Raw genomic sequence first — 17870 nt, 5'->3', positions numbered from 1 at the left:
AATGATCATACCCCTTGTTTCTTAATTTTACCTTAAAATTAGCTTATGATAACATAAAGATTGCTAGTTTAATATACATTTATATGTAATACAGGAAGGATACAATAATGTGAATGAAAAAGAACGAACGGATTTAACGGATTTAACGGAATTTTTATTTCCAGATCGGGTAACCGACCAAGTAGTATTAAATGAATTGTTAAATACTGCGTCTACAGCAGAAAGGATAGGTAGATTCAAATATAGAGAGAAGGAGAAAACTAAAGATCTGTGTTTACAAATACATAAGGATAAAATACTAGCCTACTGCAATAATACACCGGACTCTCCCCCGTGTGTGCTGAAGAACAGAGATGAAACAGAGAGCTTTTGTCTCGAGTTGTTCGAATGTGAGAGAGCGATGGAGCCCTTTGCTCACGGGATTCCGGCGTTACTAATGTCAAAAAAAAGGTTCGAGGAGCTGAAAAAAGGCTCTGATTCCTCTACGGTTCACAGACTCTCAGAGTGTTTAGCTGCAGAGACAGGAGATGATGTCCATTCCAACCATCTTGCACGAGTGATGAAATGCTTCGACGCAGAGGGAGAATTGCGACTCTGTATTTCTAGTGAAAATGGCTGGAAGTTTCAGTATGCTAGCTTCATAAGTGATCATTCAAGTGGCTGGTTGCTGCGAATGAGCAGCGATCCTTCCCAAGACTGGATTGTAGCTCTTCCTATATCGAAAGCACAATTATGTGGTTCTGTGGCAGAGTGGGTGTTTCATTCCTCCGCTTTTCCTAGTCCACAATAACCGTTGAATAGGGAGGAAGAGTAAGCTGATCTGAATTTAAGGTCACTTTGTCAGCAGTTGTCTTTTGGATCTTGGTGTAAGAGATACCCTCAACATTTGGATGAAGCGTAATGATTTGTTCATCTCCAGTTAGGTTATGAACAACGAGGAGTTGATCCTCTGTTGTTATACGTTCGTAGGCCATTACCCCTGCATTGCCAGAAGTGTAGTCTCGAATTCCGCCATCACGGAGCGCTGGGACTTCGTTTCTTAACGCAATGAGTTCGCGGTATCTTTTAAGCAGTGAGCTGCTGTCGTTAGACTGGCTTTCGACATTAATGCTAACATCATCAGCGTTATTGCTGCCGACCTCCCAAGTAGTCTGCCCCTCACCCTGATCCGCTGTCATCCATCTCATGGGCTCACGAATTCTTTCATCTGGTTTTACACCAAGCATTCCTATTTCTTCACCATAATAAATAAAAGGATTTCCAGGTAAGGTTAACAGCAGGGCTGCTGCCATTTTTGCATGATCCAGATTGCCGTCTAATTGACTCATGACTCTGTTTTGATCATGATTTGTCAAAAAAATTGCATCGGTAAAATGGCTATCAGATATTTTGGAGTACAAATTATACGTACGTTCCAGCGTAAAGGCAGTCCCGCTGTCTTTTTCAGTTTTCACGGAATTAATAAGGGTCTCGGCTAACCCAAAGTTAAAGCTAGAGTCGAAAGCTTGATCCAAATAAGCCCCTACGGTGACTGCAGAATTCTCCCATACTTCGCCGACAATATAAGCTTGAGGATTCACTTCATTCATCGCTTTGCGGAAATCCTGCCACCAAGATACATTTTTATTGGTTGTGGCTTGGCTTTTGTCGCTTAGAAGGTCTTCGTATATATGTTTAGCAGCGTCTAAACGGAATCCATCAACCCCTTGTTCCAGCCAAAACTTGCCGATATCTTTCATTTCATTACGAACTTCCGTTTGATCAAAATTTAGATCAGGCATGCCTTCCCAAAAGCCACCTAGATAATGACTACCCAGTAAAGAGTGCCATGCACTGCCACTACCAGCGGCACTAGCTCCATTGGCAGGGCGTCCTTGATCTTCAGCCCATATGTACCAGTCGCGATATTTGCTGTCTTTATTTTTAGCGGAATCTACGAACCAAGGATGTTCTTTGGAGGTATGATTCACGACCAAATCCATAATTACTTTAATCCCACGTTTATGCGCCTCCGTAACGAGCTCTTGTAAATCCTCCATCGTCCCATAATCTGGATTGATTGCACGATAATCTGTCACATCGTAACCATGATAGCTTGGTGAAGGGTTAATAGGCATAAGCCAAATCCCACCGATCCCCAGATCGTCTGTGGTGTCAGGATTTCCGTCATTTAAGTAATCTAATTTCTTGGTAATCCCTTTGAGGTCACCGATGCCATCCCCGTCAGAGTCATAGAATGAACGAACAAAAATCTCATAATAAACCGTTGAGGGCTGTTCGTCAGTGGTAATCGTTTTTGCAGCGGGAGGTGTTGTAGTATTCTGAGCAGTATTTGCTTTTGGCGATGGAGAAGGGGAGGCAGAGGAAGGAATATTGTTATTATTTCCTGAACAACCGGATAGCAGAACGGCAGTTAAGCTAAGAGTCAAAAGTCCGTTTATTGTGTGTTTTTTGGCGATAGATGTTGCTAGTTTATCCATATAAAATAACCCCTTCTGCTGCAATTTTCCTATAAAGGAAATGGTAAGCGCTTTAATTCTTATAGTACTGTAATCAAATCCTCAGGTAAAACGTTTGCACAGATATAAAAACAGCAAATCCAGTGATATTTATCCATAAAATCAATAAAAACCGCTGATATCATGGATATTCTTTTAATTCCCCACGATATTCGGGATTTTAACCTTTCAGTAGGCATGTGCATATGCTTTAAGCAAGGGCGAAGGACCCGGTAAGAAAGGAGAATGAAGAATGAAGATTCGGAAAAAGCTGTCATTGTCGCTCATGATCATTACTTTATGCTTTTCAGTACTTGCCGGTTGCGGCGGAAAGTCAGAGACGGTAAAGGTGAAGATTGGGGAGGTTACCCGCTCTGTCTTTTATGCACCCGAGTATGTTGCCTTGACTCAAGGTTTCTTCAAAGATGAAGGGCTGGATGTAGAACTGCAGACGATTCCCGGTGGAGATAAAACCATGACTGCATTGCTTTCAGGAGCTATTGATGTGGCGTTGGTTGGTTCAGAAACCTCCATTTACGTGTATCAGCAGGGCTCGGATGATCCGGTCATTAATTTTGCACAGCTGACTCAAAGGGATGGAACATTCCTGTTCGCCCGGAAGGCTGATGGAGATTTTAATTGGGATAAAGTGAAGGGCTCTACCTTCCTTGGTCAAAGAAAAGGCGGAATGCCACAAATGGCAGGCGCGTTTACTTTATCTAAAAAGGGAATTGATCCTGCGAAGGATATTACCTTGATCCAAAATATCGATTTTGCTAATATTGCCGGTGCATTTGCTTCAGGTACTGGGGATTATGTGCAGCTGTTTGAGCCGCAGGCCTCTATCTTCGAACGAGAAGACCGGGGAGCTGTAGTGGCATCGTTTGGGGTGGAGAGCGGTTATTTACCTTATACGGTATTCATGTCAAAAAACAGCTACATTAGCAAAAATGGAGATACCGTGCAAAAGTTCACTAATGCCATCCAGCGTGCCCAGCTTTGGGTGAAGGAACATAGTCCTGAAGAAATTACGGATGCCATAATAACTTATTTTGATAAAACGGATCGTGACATTGTGATTTCTGCTGTAAAACGTTACAAGGAGCAGGATACCTACGCCATTAATCCGGTTGTTGATAATGAGGAATGGAATAATCTACTAGATGTTATGGACAACGCAGGTGAACTTAAAGAACGTGTTCCAGCAGAAAAAATCGTGAACAATACTTTTGCTGAAAAAGCTGAAAAGACCATAAAGAGCAGTGGCTCTAAATAAGAGAGATAAGATCCTAAATGGATTTTGTTAACTATAAGGAGGGGATGACCTTGCTTCCAGTAGTGCAATTAAAGGGAGTAACGCATGCCTATCTCGGCGATCGGGAAGCTTCACTGGCCGTTGAGGATCTAAATCTTAATGTCGAGCAAGGAGAGTTCGTCAGCTTAGTAGGCCCAAGTGGCTGTGGCAAGACGACTCTCCTATCGATTATTGCCGGACTGCTGCAGCCCTCTGAGGGAGAAGTATTCGTAAATGGCCAACCCATTCTAGGCCCTTCACCTGAGGTTGGATATATGCTGCAGCAGGATTATCTTTTTCCTTGGCGGAGTATTCTTGACAATGCCGTGCTTGGACTGGAGCTTACCGGAAGCTTAAACGAAGAAAGTCATAAACGGACTTTGGAGCTGCTGCGCGAGATGGGATTAGAAGGGAAAGAACAGGCCTATCCTTCTCAGCTATCCGGAGGGATGCGGCAACGGGTGGCTCTTGTACGAACATTAGCTACCAATCCAGGACTGCTGCTGTTAGACGAGCCGTTCTCGGCACTTGATTATCAGATCAAACTTCAGCTGGAAGATTTAGTCTCAGAGACCTTACGCAGCCGGGGAACCACGGCTATTTTGGTCACGCATGATCTGTCAGAAGCGATTGCGGTCAGCAGTAGGGTTATTTTATTGCAGCGAAATCCAGGGAAGATTCGTAAAGTTTTTCCTGTTCCGGAGCTAATCCGCTCAGCCCCACCGCTGTATGCGCGTGATCAGCCAGGGTTTGCGGAGCTTTTTCATGAAGTATGGACAGAGATGGAGATCGCAGGGAGGGAAAGCTAATGAAACGAACAGAGCAAGCGGGAGTCTTAGCTTCCCGTGAACTGTGGCTGCAGCAAATGCATGTAGATTTCAAAAAAACTAAACAGCGCCGGCGTAATCAGGTTATTGCTGTAAGAAGCAGTCTGTTGCTGCTGTTCTTTGTGTTGTGGGAAGCGGGAGCAAGAATGGGCTGGATTGATGAGTTATTGTTCAGCTACCCGACAAAAATCTTCAAGCAGATTTGGCAGGATATGATCAGTGGAAGCTTGTGGCCTCATTTGGGGATGACGGTAGGAGAGACTGCGGTAGGCTTTGTTCTGGGAACCTTGTTAGGAACGCTGCTGGCAGTGATTATTTGGTGGTCTCCGTTTTTATCAGCGGTGCTTGATCCGTTTATGGTTGTCTTTAACAGTATGCCGAAGGTGGCCTTGGGGCCGATTTTTATCGTAATGTTCGGGGCGGGTTTCACCGCTATCGTTGTGACAACCTTATCGATTACGGTGATTATTACTACACTTGTTGTTTACAATAGCTTTTGCAGTGTGGATCCTAATCTGGTGAAGGTGGTCCGCTCTTTTGGAGCTTCTAAAGTTCAGGTGTTTTTTAAAGTGATTCTTCCGGCATCTTTTCCAACGGTGGTCTCTACCCTAAAGGTGAATGTGGGAATGTCATGGGTCGGGGTTATCGTAGGAGAGTTTCTAGTAGCAAAATCCGGTCTTGGGTACCTGATCATATATGGATTCCAGGTGTTTAATTTCACGCTTGTGATGTCCAGTCTGCTGATTATTGCAGCCGTAGCAACGGCAATGTATCAACTGGTAGTGTATCTGGAGAAGCGCTTGTTATACCGTCGGTAAGTCTAATGTAACGTTGTGTCCATTCACAAAATCTTGTAACATGTCTATATCTTTACCTATTAACGGTTAGTGCTTTTAAGGAGAGATAGGGTTATGGGATTTCGTGTGATTAAAACAGCTGCTGCGACGTTAATGTCCGTTCTTCTCGCGTCTGCAGTAGGCATACCCAATGCACAAAGTGCAGGGCTTTTAGCCATTCTGGGTGTGGAGGTTACCTTGAAAAGGAGTTTCCGGACGATAACGGCGCGTTTTTTGGCCTCGCTCGTGGGACTCTTTTTTGGGTGTATTTTATTTTGGATATTAGGGTTTCATTACTGGGTACTTGGACTGTACGTTCTTGTTGGCTTTCCGATGATTGTGAAGTCTGGCTACAAGGAAGGGATTGTCACTAGCTCTGTTATTGTGTTTCGTGTGTTTGGACAAGCTGAGTTATCGCTACATGTGTTGTTGCAGCAAGTAGAGCTACTGGCCATAGGTCTCGGTTCAGCGGGGGTGGTCAACTTAATTTACATGCCACAGACTGGGGGAGTTATTTATGGAATCCGCAAGGAAGTGGATCGATACTTTTCAGTTATTTTTACTCAAATGGCCCGTACTTTGCGTGAGCCTGCGTATATGTGGGATGGCAAAGAATTAATTGATGCGGATAATGCAGTGCAGCGGGGACTGACAGCAGCTACTCGCGAGATGGAGAATCATGTAATTCATCCTGATGAAGCTTGGAATGTCTATTTCTATATGCGTAAGGAGCAGCTGGAATCGATACAAAGCATGATGCAGCTGATTTCTCAAGTATATCGCCATTTACCGCATGGAGAGATGGTAGCTGAATTGTTCGACCAGCTTAGCGGAGATGTTTTGGCTGAAGAATATACAGGCCGCACGGAACATTTGCTGGAAGAGCTTGAACATGAGTTTGAAAGCATGGATTTGCCAGAGACACGTGAGGAATTTGAAGTGCGATCAGCGATTCTGCAGCTTTGCAGAGAATTGGCACTTTATTTAAAAATTGCGAAACGCCATAAAATACCGGTCAGTTATAAGCCTGAGAAACGTTTGCTCACCCGGAAAAAAGCTTAAAATTAGGCTTTAATAAAGTGAAGTATTAACATTCGCCCCTGAAATCACGATAAAATATGTATGAACTAAAAGTTGATCTTCGAAAGGGATTAACAATTATAGGGTGAGTTCAAATTCAAGCAGGGAATTCATATACGAATTTTCCGCATTGGCAGGTGAGGCGTATGGACAAAGATATGGAATCATTTATCGGAAAACAACTTGTAGCTAACCTCTTTAATGACAAAGGAGTATTTGTTTTACCCGCATTGACTTTATTGAGTGCTGAACATATTAGATTAATTCGTCAACATAAGATCACTCTGGAATCTCATGACGTCGTCCAGCTGGATAGCGCGGAATTTTTCCAGCTTGCAATTGATGATTGTACAGCTGCGATTGAGAATATTTTTGAACAGATTCGTCATAACAAAAATAAAAGAATTCCTATGCTGGAAGTTAGAAATGAAGTGATTCCGTTTATCCAGCAGGTAAGCGAAAAGAATGACTTCTACGGAGTATTGGCTGCTTTGCAGACCAAAGATGATTATACATACAGACATAATGTAGCTGTGGGCATAATATCTACCTTGCTAGGCAAATGGCTGAAGCTAAAGTCTGAGGATTTGAGCATGTTGACCATTGCAGCGACTCTTCACGATATCGGCAAAATGAGAATCCCGGATGACATATTAACCAAGCCCGGTCCATTATCCGACGAAGAGTTTCAGCTGATGAAAAAGCATACGACCTTTGGGTATGAGATGATCAGGGATACGGTAGGCACAAACCATACCCAAGCGCTAGTAGCCTTACAGCATCATGAAAGAATGGACGGCAGTGGTTATCCATTTGGTGTGCTTGGAAACCGGATTACTGATTTCAGTAAAATCGTTGCTGTGGCTGATGTGTTTCACGCGATGACCTCCGACCGTTTTTATCGCAAAGCGGCTCCTTTATACGAAGTATTACTGCAAATGGAGGAGAGTGTGTTCGGTAAGCTCGACCCTTATATTTGCAGAGTGTTTATTAATAAGTTAATGCAGTCAATGCTAGGGAACGAAGTGGAATTGACAGATGGGCGAAAAGGAAAAATTGTTATGATTCTTGCTACAGACCCTTTGCGGCCACTGGTGAATATTGATGAGGATTTTATTGACTTAAGCAAACATAGATCGCTTGGAATTGTGCGGGTAATCCCGCAATAGCTGGTGTTTTAAGGTTTTTTGAGGGGTTAGGAATGGCTCTGGAACAGGTTGGACCATTTTTGGAATCTACTCATATATGTACAAATTTTGAAATAAAATGAACTATGAGTCTCCTGAAAAAGCCTTCTTGAGGGCTTACTCAAATTTATTTATAGTCTAACAATCAACAAATGCCTAGAACCTGCATACACTTGATAGTGAATGATTGTATGGAGGAGGTTCAAAGATGTCATTAAGCCATAAACGTCAAACAAGGGAGATCATTACGAAGGCAATTTGCGGCAAAGGTCGTAAGTTCTCTACAGCAACCCATACCGTGACTCCGCCACATCATCCGACTAGTATTTTGGGGGCTTGGATTATCAACCACCAATACGAAGCGGTTGCCGCCGGGAACGGAATCGAAGTAATTGGTACTTATGATGTAAACATCTGGTACTCGTACGACAAGAACAAGCAGACCGAGGTAGCAAAGGAAACAGTCTCTTATGTGGAGCTCATTCCGCTTTCCTACCTGGACACGAGACACCGCACTTCAACAGTTGAGGTCTCTGCGGAGGCAACGCAGGAACCCAACTGTGTAGAGGCGGGCGTATCGCCAGGCGGAGGCAGTGTGACACTTCGCGTAGAGCGCGAATTCGAAGTGGAGTTGGTGGCTGAGACCAAAGTCCGTGTGTATGTCACTGAGCAAAGTGATGATCCAGAAGACAAGGATTATGATTTTGAAGGTGATAGCTTCGATTACGATGATCTGGACCCTGACAATCTGGATGATGAGCTGTAAGGAAGGATACGCCGCCGTTAACTGAGTATCAATGGGTTATGGTCCATTATATGTAGGGAGTGCGGCGGCGTAGAGGGCGAATGCCCTCCTTTTTTTTATTTATTTTTAGGATGAAAAAAGGTTCACGCTCGGATGGAGGCGCTAAAGAGTATGAATGAAGGTCTTAAGGTGTATTCAGAATTGTCTGTGGCAGAGAGAGAGTCCAGATTGCTTAGAAGTGGGGTTGAAGCAACGCTGACGCCATCTGGAAAACATTTTGTCGATACATATGCTTCGGATGCTACTGAGAAGGGTCACAGGCAGTGTTATAAGATATTGGTTTATCATTTGACTGTCCTCCACATCTCTTTGCTTGGAGCAGGTCTTGGAATGCGTGCGGCCACCGATAATTACAGCGAAGCAGTGAGCTTTGCTAATGCCGAGAGCAATACCACGGGAGGCCGAGTGCGGGGAGAGCTTCGCGGAGTGATGAAATTGCTCCAGCGGATTGCTGTCCGCACGCTGTACAGCTTGGGGCTGGATAGCGGTGAGGTCCTGCTGAGGGCAATGGGGAACCGGAGGTATGTGGTGGAGGGAGTCACTCCACTAGTAAAGACCTCCGGGCAACGATTGCCCGAGCCTTATCGGTCCGCAGCGCTAGCGCTGGAACGAAAGCTGGCTCTGGAGCAGCCGGGCCGCAGCGGCCTGCTGATGGGCATGGACCCGGAGTTTATCATCCTCCGGGAATCCACCGGCCGCGTCGTGCCTGCGTCGCGGTACCTGCCCACGGACGGCGTCGCTGGCTGCGACGCCGGACCTCCGGGAACGCGCGGCGCGTTCCCGGTCGCCGAGCTGCGCCCTCAGCCGCGCGGGGAACCGCGCGCACTGCTGGCGCAGCTGATGTCCGCCGCGGCGCTGGCGGACCGGCTCATCGCCGACCGCTCGCTGCGCTGGCGGGCGGGAGGCATGCCGCTGACGGGCTGGGCCCTCGGCGGCCATCTGCACTTCAGCGGCGTGACGCTGACGGCGCCGCTGCTGCGCGCGCTCGATAACTATCTCGCGCTGCCCATGCTTCTGCTCGAAGACGTCCGCGCAGGGGCGCGTCGTCCCCGATACGGTGTGCTCGGCGATTTCCGGACTCAGCCGCATGGCGGCTTCGAGTACCGGACCTTACCGAGCTTCCTGGTATCCCCGGTCATCGCTAAAGGCGCGGTCTATCTGGCTCACCTAATCGTGAGCCATTATGAGGACCTGACGCAACGCCCGCTCGACCGGGAAGACCTGCATATCGCCTACTACAGCGGCGATAAATCTCCGCTGCGCGCCGCAATCCCCCCATTGCTGGCGCAGCTGCGTTCCCTAGGCGGCTACGAGATTGCCGCCCCCTATATCGAGCCTTTATTCGACTATATTGCCGCTGAACGGACGTGGGATGAATCACGGGATATACGTGAGTTATGGTGCAGCAAAGTAAAAGTGTGATTTTACTATTTGGTCTACATGTTAACAATGGTCCATGAACCGATATCTTGAAAACCAAGTCGTTTATAAATAACTCCGGCATGTGGGTTGTCATAAAAGAGGCACAATGACTTTCCTTCATAGAGCAGGTCTGCACATAGCTGTGCCATTACGCGCGAAGCAAGGCCTTGCTCTCTGAATGCTTGATGTGTGGCAACCCCTACAATCATCGCTGACATGGAATTTTCCGCTGAAGTTGAAGCGGTGACAATGACCTTATCTTCCCGTTCCATATAATAGGTGCGGCCGGTGTTGCTTTCCAGCGTTTTACGCAGGCTGGTTCTTGAACCATTCCGGCTGCTTTCAAATTCTTCAATGGTATCCGTGAGTGCGCAAATCGCTTCTACATCCTGAACCGTAGCTTTTTTAATAGGCTCAGCTGAAGAGAAGGACTCACTTATTTTATTGTTCATTTCTTTTAATTCAGCAAAATACAGCTGTTTTACTTGTTTGAAATTAATTTCCCCGTCAAAAGCCTTCACCACCTCTGAGGCTCCGGAGATCATATGTATGTCATTATCCTTTCGGATAATCTCAGCGAACCCCTCGACATCAAAAGGGCCATCTGCATAAGGAAGGTAACTTCTATAGAAGCGCAGTAGAACGGCTTTTATCCGCCCGTCGGCTGGATCAATCTCTCCCCATAAATCCATGAAATCCTGCTCAAACCCAAAATTCTCCACATCGCCAATGATAAATAAATTAAGCGCCGGCTCTTTCCGCAGCAATGCCATCAGTAGCTCTTGATCATCCTTCGTTAGCTTTCGTATCATATTGTATTCTCCTTTGATTTTTATATGGGCTGACGCTCTGTGTTAAGATTTTACAATATTTAAAAGCAGAAGAATATACCTCATGTAAGTGTTTGTCTGATAAGTATTCTAGTCTTTCGTTGTACTAATGTGAGGTTTCAGGGTAACTTTGTCCATCAATTTTCTGTTATAATGGGGGACAGCATTAAATAGGCATGGAGGTTGACCATGGCACAATATACGCCGATGATAGAGCAATATTTAAAGGTAAAGGAAGGGGCTAAGGATGCCTTCCTATTTTTTAGACTGGGCGATTTCTATGAAATGTTCTTTGAAGATGCCATTTTGGCTTCCAAGGAGCTTGAGATTACGTTGACAGGCCGCGAAGGCGGGGGCGAGGAGAAAATCCCTATGTGTGGAGTGCCTTACCACGCCGCCGAGGGATATATTCAACGCCTGATAGAAAAAGGATATAAAGTCGCCATTTGTGAGCAGTTAGAGGATGCTTCAGTCACTAAAGGCATGGTGAAGCGGGATATTGTACGCGTCGTGACACCAGGAACCGTGATGGATGGAAAAATCATTGCTGACAAGAGCAATAACTACCTCGTTTGCGTCACCGAAAGTGACGGAATGATGGCATTAGCTGCCTGCGATTTAACAACTGGTGAGCTGTATGTTACTTCGGTATTATCTGGAGCCGAATGGCTGCGTGATGAGATTGGCATTTATGAACCGGCTGAGATCATCGGAGACGCTGCACTTTTGGAGATCCTGCGAAGCGAAACGCCGCTGTTAGCCAAACCTGTAGTTTACACCCCTTGGGAGAAACGCGAGGAGGAGCTGGCACGTCGTCAGTTCGGTGAAGCGGCATGGGTACGTCTAGAGAAGGAACGTGGACAATGTCTGGCGCTTCTGATCTCTTATCTGAATGAGACCCAGCGGCGTTCGTTAGGGCAGCTTAGTCAGATTTCTCCTTATGAACCAGGCAATTATATGATTCTAGATCCATTTACACGCCGGAATCTTGAACTAACCGAGACGGTTCGCGAACGCTCCAAAAAAGGATCCCTGCTCTGGCTGCTAGATCGAACGGAAACGTCGATGGGCGCCCGTCTGTTGCGCCGCAGAATTGATAAGCCGCTATTGCAGCGAGCTCCGATCGAACGGCGCCTAGAGGCTGTCGATTATTTGTACAATCAGTTTATCGTTCGCGAGGACCTGCGTTTAGCGCTTAAAGAAATTTATGATTTGGAGCGTTTGGTGGGTCGTATTGCTTTTGGCAGCGCCAATGGCCGTGATATGAATGCTCTGAAATTATCGCTGGCACAAATTCCTGCATTGAAGGATTTATGTATGACCTCCGGTTCAGCTACTTTACGAGAGATCGGTGCAAGTATGGATGAATGCGCTGAGCTGCGAGAGGATATTGACCGCGCAATCGTCGAGGATGCCCCGGTGTCTGTGCGCGACGGTGGCATTATCCGTTCCGGTTATCATGAACGTTTGGACGAGCTTAGGGAAGCTAGCAGTAACGGTAAACGTTGGATCGCTGAACTGGAAGCTAAGGAAAGACAGGCCACTGGCATTAAGTCACTGAAGATCGGCTATAACAAAATCTTCGGGTATTTCATAGAGATCACCAAATCCAATCTGGCTGCACTGCCGGAAGGAAGATATGAACGTAAGCAGACGCTTGCCAACGCAGAGCGTTTTGTCACTCCTGAGCTTAAGGAGAAGGAAGCACTCATCCTTGAAGCTCAGGATAAAATGACGGATTTGGAATACAGCCTGTTTACCGAGCTGCGTGATCGCATCAGCGGGCAAATTCCCCGCCTGCAAAATCTTGCGGAAAAGGTTGCCGAAATTGATGTATATCAATGCTTGGCGGCAGTTAGTGCCGAACATCGTTTTGTGAAGCCAGTCCTTTCGGATGGTTATGATCTTCGGCTTGAAGGGGGCCGTCATCCCGTTGTGGAGGCGGTGCTTAAAGATTCTGCTTTTATTGCAAATGGAAGCACGCTGAGTAAGGAAGAAGGTAATATCCTTCTAATTACAGGTCCTAATATGGCGGGAAAAAGTACTTACATGCGTCAGGTGGCGCTGATCTGCATCATGGCTCAGATTGGATGTTTTGTACCAGCAAACAGTGCTGAAGTTCCGCTTATAGACCGGATCTTTACTCGTATTGGAGCAGCTGATGATTTGATCGGTGGACAAAGTACATTTATGGTGGAAATGGCTGATATCCAGGTTATGACAGAGAAAGCAACAGCTCGTAGCTTGATTATTATTGATGAGCTGGGAAGAGGTACCTCGACCAGTGAAGGTATGGCCATCGCTCAGGCGGTTATTGAATATGTACATGATGTTATTTCTTGCAAAGCTCTAGTTTCGACGCATTTTCATGAATTGGCTCATTTGGAAGGGAGTCTTAAAGGACTGCGGAATTACTCTATGGCTGTTCAGGAGAGCGGTGATAAAGTAAACTTCCTGCGCAAGCTAGTTCCTGGAGCGGCTGACAGCAGCTATGGGATCTATTGTGCACGTCTTGCAGGTCTTCCTGAAGGGATTATTGACCGAGCTTATGGTCTCTTGCAGAGCATTGAGCAGGCAGCCCATCCTGGTGGTTCTGAACTTCATTACGGGGGAAGCCTCGAAAGACAGGCGGCTGTAAGAGAAGTTGCTAGCGCATCCTCGATAGCGCAAGCCGTAAGTGTCATCACTGAGGCACCTGTAGAAAATGAGGTTGTTCAGTTGTCTATCTTTGGTGAGGAAGAACCACGCAAGAATCGCAAAGGTAGTGCACATCAAGTTGCGGTAACTGAAATCCAAGAGAATCCTGCGCTAAAAGAGTTCATTTCTTCTGTGCGTGACGCTGATCTTATGAATATGACGCCGCTGCAGGCGATGAGTCTGTTGAACGAGCTGAAGATGAAGGTTAAGGATCTGCAATAAAGATTTTATAATAATTGATTGCCTAAATAAGAGGTGAATGAAATGGCCAAAATTCATATATTGGACGAGCATATTGCCAACCAGATAGCTGCGGGTGAAGTAGTAGAGCGGCCAGCTTCTGTTGTAAAGGAGCTTGTCGAGAATGCAATTGACGCTGGCAGTACAAGAATTGAGGTATCGGTAGAAGAGGGGGGCTTGCAGAGCATCCGCGTTAAAGATAATGGCTCCGGGATTGATCCTGAAGATTGCGAGACCGCCTTTTACCGGCATGCTACAAGTAAAATTCTGAATGGCCGCGATCTATTTCAAATCACAAGCTTAGGCTTCCGCGGAGAGGCACTTCCCAGTATTGCCGCGGTCTCCAAGGTATCGCTTCTAACTGCAACTGCCGATGACGGCAAAGGGCGCCTAGTAGACATTGAGGGTGGCAATCTCATACGAAATGAGGACGCTCCTTCCGGCCGGGGAAGTGATCTTGCCGTTCGTGAATTGTTTTTTAATACGCCGGCAAGGCTGAAATATATGAAGAGTATTCAGACGGAGCTGGGCCATATCTCAGATGCCATGTACCGCATGGCGCTGGCTCATCCGGGGATCTCTTTTACCTTGCATCATAATGGCAATCAACTGCTGCATACGCTCGGAAATGGTGATCTGCTGCAGGTCATCGCAGCTGTTTACGGAACCAATGCCGCCAAAGTAATGCTGCCGATTACGGCAGAAGACTTGGATTACCGGATTTCCGGATATATTAGTCGTCCAGAATGGACACGTTCCAATCGAAATGCAATCACTACTATTGTCGGTGGACGTTATATTCGCAGTAATGGACTGAACGCAGCAATCATGCGTGCTTATCACACCTTGCTTCCGATTAACCGTTATCCGTTATTAGTTCTTGAACTGGATATGCACCCCTCTTTGGTAGATGTCAATGTACATCCAGCAAAACTCGAGGTTAGATTCAGTAAGGAGAATGAGCTTTACACCTTTGTTGAGCAGGAGATCCGCAAAATACTGCTGGGGCAAAGTCTGATTCCACGTCCAAGCAAGGAAACAATCGGACCCAAGGGCAGCAGCTCCTTTATCCAGGAGCAATTTGCTTTTTCCAAAGGAGCTGTTCCGCCGTCATCTTCGAATGGTGATGAGAAGGATACAGCCCCTACGGGATCAGCCAGCTTCTTAAGTGGACTACAGTCATCGAACCCTGACCGTAATTCCCGTGATTTTAGCAAGGATGGTCAGGCGGATCATCAGGTAGCTCGCGAGGTAGCTCCAGCTTACGGATCAGGCTATCCGTCTTCATCTTCGCAGGGGCGCCAAACTAATGCGAATACTAGTTATTCCAATAGCTATCGCCCGCAAGAAACGTCAATGGCGCAGAAGCAGCTCCCTTCGGTTGAGAAGCTATGGGCTCCACCACAACAAGAAGAGCCTGGACTTCCGGCCTTTCCTGAGCTTAATTATATAGGCCAGCATCATGGGACCTATATTATTGCCCAGAATGATGGAGGACTCTATTTAATCGATCAGCATGCGGCACATGAACGTATTAATTACGAATACTTCTATGAGAAATTTGGTCGGCCGGAGGATGCCTCACAGGAGCTGCTACTGCCGATTACACTGGAGTTCACGCCTTCTGAAAGTCGTCAGCTTAGTGAACGTCTACATTGGTTTCAGCAGGCCGGGGTATACCTTGAGCACTTTGGCGGACAGACCTTTCTTGTTCGTTCTTTGCCCTATTGGTTTCCTGAAGGGGATGAGAAGGCGGTCGTTGAAGAAATGGCGGAGTGGGTCTTAAGCGAGCGTATGATTGATCTTGCGAAGCTACGAGAAAAGTCATCGATTCTGTGTTCATGTAAAGCCTCGATTAAGGCCAACCATAAACTAACAGAACAGGAAGTGGAGGCTCTGTTGTCCCGACTGGCAGAGTGCAAACAACCGTATACTTGCCCACATGGACGGCCGATTGTGATCTCTTTTTCATCCTATGATTTAGAGAAATTGTTCAAGCGGGTTATGTAATTATACATTTTTTGAAATTTGTTAAGAGCAAGACTGGAGGCACCATGATTATAACTACGGGGTATAGCCCGATAATGGAAATAGTAGAACGCGCGCAAAGCCTTGCGGAGAGAACGGGTTGTAGTTATGCTCCACGTGAGAAGCTCTCCATTACAAGGATGGTTGAACATTACGGAGATGAGGATATTCTGATTCTATCTCAGGACGCTGTTCGACTACACCGCTTAGGAATGGAGCCTATGGAGTTTCATCCGAGCATGGGCTTCGTTCGCGCTAAACGAATTCTAAAGGGTGAGATCGAGCCGATGCTTGTTGCCGCTCGAATGCTTCCCGGAGATAGCGTATTGGATTGTACAGCTGGATTAGGAGCTGACTCCTTACTGTTTGCTGTACATGGTGGTGAGTCCTCAGAGGTTACCGCTTTGGAGAGCTCATTACCGCTGTACGCACTGCTCAGTGAAGGGATGACTCATTACATCTCTGGGCAAGTAAAGGTCAATGAGGCTTTACGCAGAGTTAATGTCGTGCATAGTGAACATTTGGATTATTTACGGTCTCAACCAGATCGAAGTGTGGATATTGTTTACTTTGATCCTATGTTTCGCGTGCCTCTGACGGGTTCTGCCTCGATTTCCCCGCTGCGGCAATTCGCTAACCGTGCAGCCTTATCGACAGAGAGTGTAGCCGAAGCGGTTAGGGTCGCCCGTAAGACTGTTCTTTTAAAAGAAAAGGCTTTGAGTGGCGAATTTGAACGCCTAGGGTTTACTGAGCTGCTCCGAAGCAACTCCAAAACATCGTACGGGGTGATACACATTGACAACTAAAGAAAGGCATAAGGTTCTAGTGCTGTTAGGACCAACTGCCGTAGGCAAAACCCGGTTAAGTCTGGAGCTGGCAGCGGCTTATAACGCTGAGATTATTTCCGGCGATTCGATGCAGGTTTATCGTGGTATGGATATTGGTACAGCTAAGATTACACCCGCCGAAATGAACGGCATTCCCCATCACCTGATCGATATTCATGATCCGCAGGATGCGTATTCTGCCGCTGAATTTCAAGAGCAGGGCACTAGACTCATCGAGGAGATAAGCGCTAGAGGGAAGCTTCCCTTTATCGTAGGGGGGACTGGACTGTATATTGAGTCTTTATGTTACGGCTTTCAGTTCTCGGAAGCAGTGGCTGATGAAGCTTTCCGTAAAGAGCAGGATCAATTTGCGGAAGAACATGGAGCGCTTGCACTGCATGCCAGACTCGAGGCGGTTGATCCAGTCAGCGCAGCCAAACTTCATCCTAACGACCGTCGCAGAATTATCCGTGCACTGGAAATTCAACACCAGACAAACACTACACTTTCCGCTTCTCATGCTGCTCAAAAGAAGGAATCTCCCTATGACTTATGTCTCATAGGTTTGACAATGGACCGGAAAATACTATATAAACGTATTGAGGACCGAATTGATAGCATGCTGGCGGATGGTCTCGTTGCTGAGGTGAAGGGACTGCTGGATAACGGTTACAGCAGAAGCCTTGTGTCCATGCAGGGATTGGGTTACAAGGAAATTGCCGCTTACCTGGCGGGAGAGCTGACGCTGGAAGAAGCTGTGATACTGCTTAAACGCGATACTCGCCGATTCGCCAAAAGACAGTTGTCATGGTTTCGCCACATGAAGGAAATCGAGTGGATCGATGTCGAAGGTGAACAAAACTTTTCTGAGAATTTCTCAAAAATACGTGGTATAATAGCAGGAAAGTTTCTCTCAGGTCTTGAATATACTTCTGAACAATCTAATTGAACCATTGGGGGTACGTCATATGAACAAGTCCATTAACATCCAAGATACATTCTTGAACCAACTACGCAAAGAAAATATCCCTGCTACGGTATATCTGACCAACGGTTTTCAAATCCGGGGAATAATTAAAGCATTCGACAATTTTACAATCGTCATTGACAGTGATGGACGCCAGCAAATGGTGTATAAACACGCAATTTCCACGTTCACACCACAACGTAGTGTATCACTGATGCAAGACAGCAGTAGTGAAGAATAACATTTATCAAAAATGAATTGAAACCTTTCTTGTTTATAAATCGTTTGAATAGAGTGTGAGAGAGCAACCTGTGAAGGTTGTTCTTTTCATT

15 protein-coding genes are annotated in these 17870 nt (G+C 46.3%); 13 read left to right on the top strand and 2 right to left on the bottom strand.

What is annotated here, in order from left to right:
• Positions 1–109 precede the first annotated feature (109 nt).
• A complete protein-coding gene (locus NSQ55_RS17070; RefSeq protein WP_339168188.1) occupies positions 110–790 on the top strand; it encodes a hypothetical protein in 681 nt (226 codons plus the stop codon).
• Here NSQ55_RS17070 and NSQ55_RS17065 read toward each other — a convergent pair.
• Complete coding sequence (locus tag NSQ55_RS17065) at positions 777–2480, bottom strand: alpha-amylase family glycosyl hydrolase (RefSeq protein ID WP_339168186.1); 1704 nt, start codon at positions 2478–2480, stop codon at positions 777–779. The genes NSQ55_RS17070 and NSQ55_RS17065 overlap by 14 nt on opposite strands.
• A gap of 271 nt (positions 2481–2751) precedes the next feature.
• Here NSQ55_RS17065 and NSQ55_RS17060 point away from each other — a divergent pair, with 271 nt between their 5' ends.
• The 7 genes from NSQ55_RS17060 to NSQ55_RS17030 all read left to right on the top strand — a co-directional run bounded on the left by NSQ55_RS17060 (position 2752) and on the right by NSQ55_RS17030 (position 9949).
• Positions 2752–3774 carry an ABC transporter substrate-binding protein gene (locus NSQ55_RS17060; RefSeq protein WP_038571597.1) on the top strand — a complete coding sequence of 341 codons (1023 nt, stop codon included), beginning with the start codon at positions 2752–2754 and terminating at the stop codon, positions 3772–3774.
• Positions 3775–3824: 50 nt separating this feature from the next.
• Positions 3825–4601 (top strand): ABC transporter ATP-binding protein, encoded by a 777-nt coding sequence (locus NSQ55_RS17055; protein WP_076142119.1) that lies wholly within the window; start codon positions 3825–3827, stop codon positions 4599–4601.
• Positions 4601–5437, top strand: a complete 837-nt coding sequence (locus tag NSQ55_RS17050; protein WP_076128364.1) for an ABC transporter permease — start codon at positions 4601–4603, stop codon at positions 5435–5437. The genes NSQ55_RS17055 and NSQ55_RS17050 overlap by 1 nt, the downstream gene beginning before the upstream one ends.
• Before the next feature lie 93 nt (positions 5438–5530).
• Positions 5531–6517, top strand: coding sequence for an aromatic acid exporter family protein (locus NSQ55_RS17045; RefSeq protein WP_076128366.1), 987 nt, complete (start codon positions 5531–5533; stop codon positions 6515–6517).
• Between the two features lie 164 nt (positions 6518–6681).
• Entirely contained in the window at positions 6682–7704 is a 1023-nt protein-coding gene (locus NSQ55_RS17040; protein ID WP_051491532.1) for an HD-GYP domain-containing protein, read from the top strand.
• A 226-nt stretch (positions 7705–7930) separates the two neighbouring features.
• Positions 7931–8488 (top strand): outer spore coat protein CotE, encoded by a 558-nt coding sequence (locus NSQ55_RS17035; RefSeq protein ID WP_036687755.1) that lies wholly within the window; start codon positions 7931–7933, stop codon positions 8486–8488.
• 150 nt (positions 8489–8638) lie between these two features.
• Complete coding sequence (locus tag NSQ55_RS17030) at positions 8639–9949, top strand: hypothetical protein (RefSeq protein ID WP_339168180.1); 1311 nt, start codon at positions 8639–8641, stop codon at positions 9947–9949.
• A gap of 14 nt (positions 9950–9963) precedes the next feature.
• Here the strand turns inward: NSQ55_RS17030 and NSQ55_RS17025 are convergent, their stop codons facing one another.
• Positions 9964–10761: a GNAT family N-acetyltransferase gene (locus NSQ55_RS17025; RefSeq protein WP_076184449.1), complete on the bottom strand. Its 798-nt coding sequence runs from the start codon at positions 10759–10761 to the stop codon at positions 9964–9966.
• 207 nt (positions 10762–10968) lie between these two features.
• Between NSQ55_RS17025 and mutS the strand changes: the two genes are divergently transcribed.
• The 5 genes from mutS to hfq are packed head-to-tail and all read left to right on the top strand — an operon-like array spanning position 10969 to position 17779.
• Positions 10969–13698, top strand: coding sequence for a DNA mismatch repair protein MutS (gene mutS / locus NSQ55_RS17020; RefSeq protein ID WP_076184448.1), 2730 nt, complete (start codon positions 10969–10971; stop codon positions 13696–13698).
• A 42-nt stretch (positions 13699–13740) separates the two neighbouring features.
• Entirely contained in the window at positions 13741–15726 is a 1986-nt protein-coding gene (gene mutL, locus NSQ55_RS17015) for a DNA mismatch repair endonuclease MutL (RefSeq protein ID WP_339168177.1), read from the top strand.
• 44 nt (positions 15727–15770) lie between these two features.
• Positions 15771–16550, top strand: coding sequence for a class I SAM-dependent methyltransferase (locus NSQ55_RS17010; RefSeq protein WP_248548858.1), 780 nt, complete (start codon positions 15771–15773; stop codon positions 16548–16550).
• Positions 16540–17520 (top strand): tRNA (adenosine(37)-N6)-dimethylallyltransferase MiaA, encoded by a 981-nt coding sequence (gene miaA, locus NSQ55_RS17005; RefSeq protein WP_175619957.1) that lies wholly within the window; start codon positions 16540–16542, stop codon positions 17518–17520. Before NSQ55_RS17010 ends, miaA begins: the two co-directional genes overlap by 11 nt.
• A 19-nt stretch (positions 17521–17539) precedes the next feature.
• The gene (gene hfq / locus NSQ55_RS17000; protein WP_036687741.1) at positions 17540–17779 is read left to right on the top strand and encodes an RNA chaperone Hfq; all 240 of its coding nucleotides are present in this window, start codon (positions 17540–17542) and stop codon (positions 17777–17779) included.
• Positions 17780–17870: the final 91 nt, after the last annotated feature.

This window comes from Paenibacillus sp. FSL H7-0943, from assembly GCF_037963265.1.
In the GTDB taxonomy this organism is placed as follows: domain Bacteria; phylum Bacillota; class Bacilli; order Paenibacillales; family Paenibacillaceae; genus Paenibacillus_AQ; species Paenibacillus_AQ odorifer.
The sequence above is the reverse complement of the archived record's forward strand: the minus strand, read 5'-3'. Positions and strand labels throughout refer to the sequence as shown.

Excerpts from the sequence above, each read along its gene's own strand:
- hfq (WP_036687741.1), top strand. The coding sequence starts at position 17,540 with ATGAACAAGTCCATTAACATCCAAGATACATTCTTGAACCAACTACGC.
- NSQ55_RS17025 (WP_076184449.1), bottom strand. The coding sequence starts at position 10,761 with ATGATACGAAAGCTAACGAAGGATGATCAAGAGCTACTGATGGCATTG.
- mutL (WP_339168177.1), top strand. The coding sequence starts at position 13,741 with ATGGCCAAAATTCATATATTGGACGAGCATATTGCCAACCAGATAGCT.
- NSQ55_RS17050 (WP_076128364.1), top strand. The coding sequence starts at position 4,601 with ATGAAACGAACAGAGCAAGCGGGAGTCTTAGCTTCCCGTGAACTGTGG.
- NSQ55_RS17060 (WP_038571597.1), top strand. The coding sequence starts at position 2,752 with ATGAAGATTCGGAAAAAGCTGTCATTGTCGCTCATGATCATTACTTTA.
- NSQ55_RS17010 (WP_248548858.1), top strand. The coding sequence starts at position 15,771 with ATGATTATAACTACGGGGTATAGCCCGATAATGGAAATAGTAGAACGC.
- NSQ55_RS17065 (WP_339168186.1), bottom strand. The coding sequence starts at position 2,480 with ATGGATAAACTAGCAACATCTATCGCCAAAAAACACACAATAAACGGA.
- mutS (WP_076184448.1), top strand. The coding sequence starts at position 10,969 with ATGGCACAATATACGCCGATGATAGAGCAATATTTAAAGGTAAAGGAA.
- NSQ55_RS17040 (WP_051491532.1), top strand. The coding sequence starts at position 6,682 with ATGGACAAAGATATGGAATCATTTATCGGAAAACAACTTGTAGCTAAC.
- NSQ55_RS17030 (WP_339168180.1), top strand. The coding sequence starts at position 8,639 with ATGAATGAAGGTCTTAAGGTGTATTCAGAATTGTCTGTGGCAGAGAGA.
- NSQ55_RS17035 (WP_036687755.1), top strand. The coding sequence starts at position 7,931 with ATGTCATTAAGCCATAAACGTCAAACAAGGGAGATCATTACGAAGGCA.
- NSQ55_RS17045 (WP_076128366.1), top strand. The coding sequence starts at position 5,531 with ATGGGATTTCGTGTGATTAAAACAGCTGCTGCGACGTTAATGTCCGTT.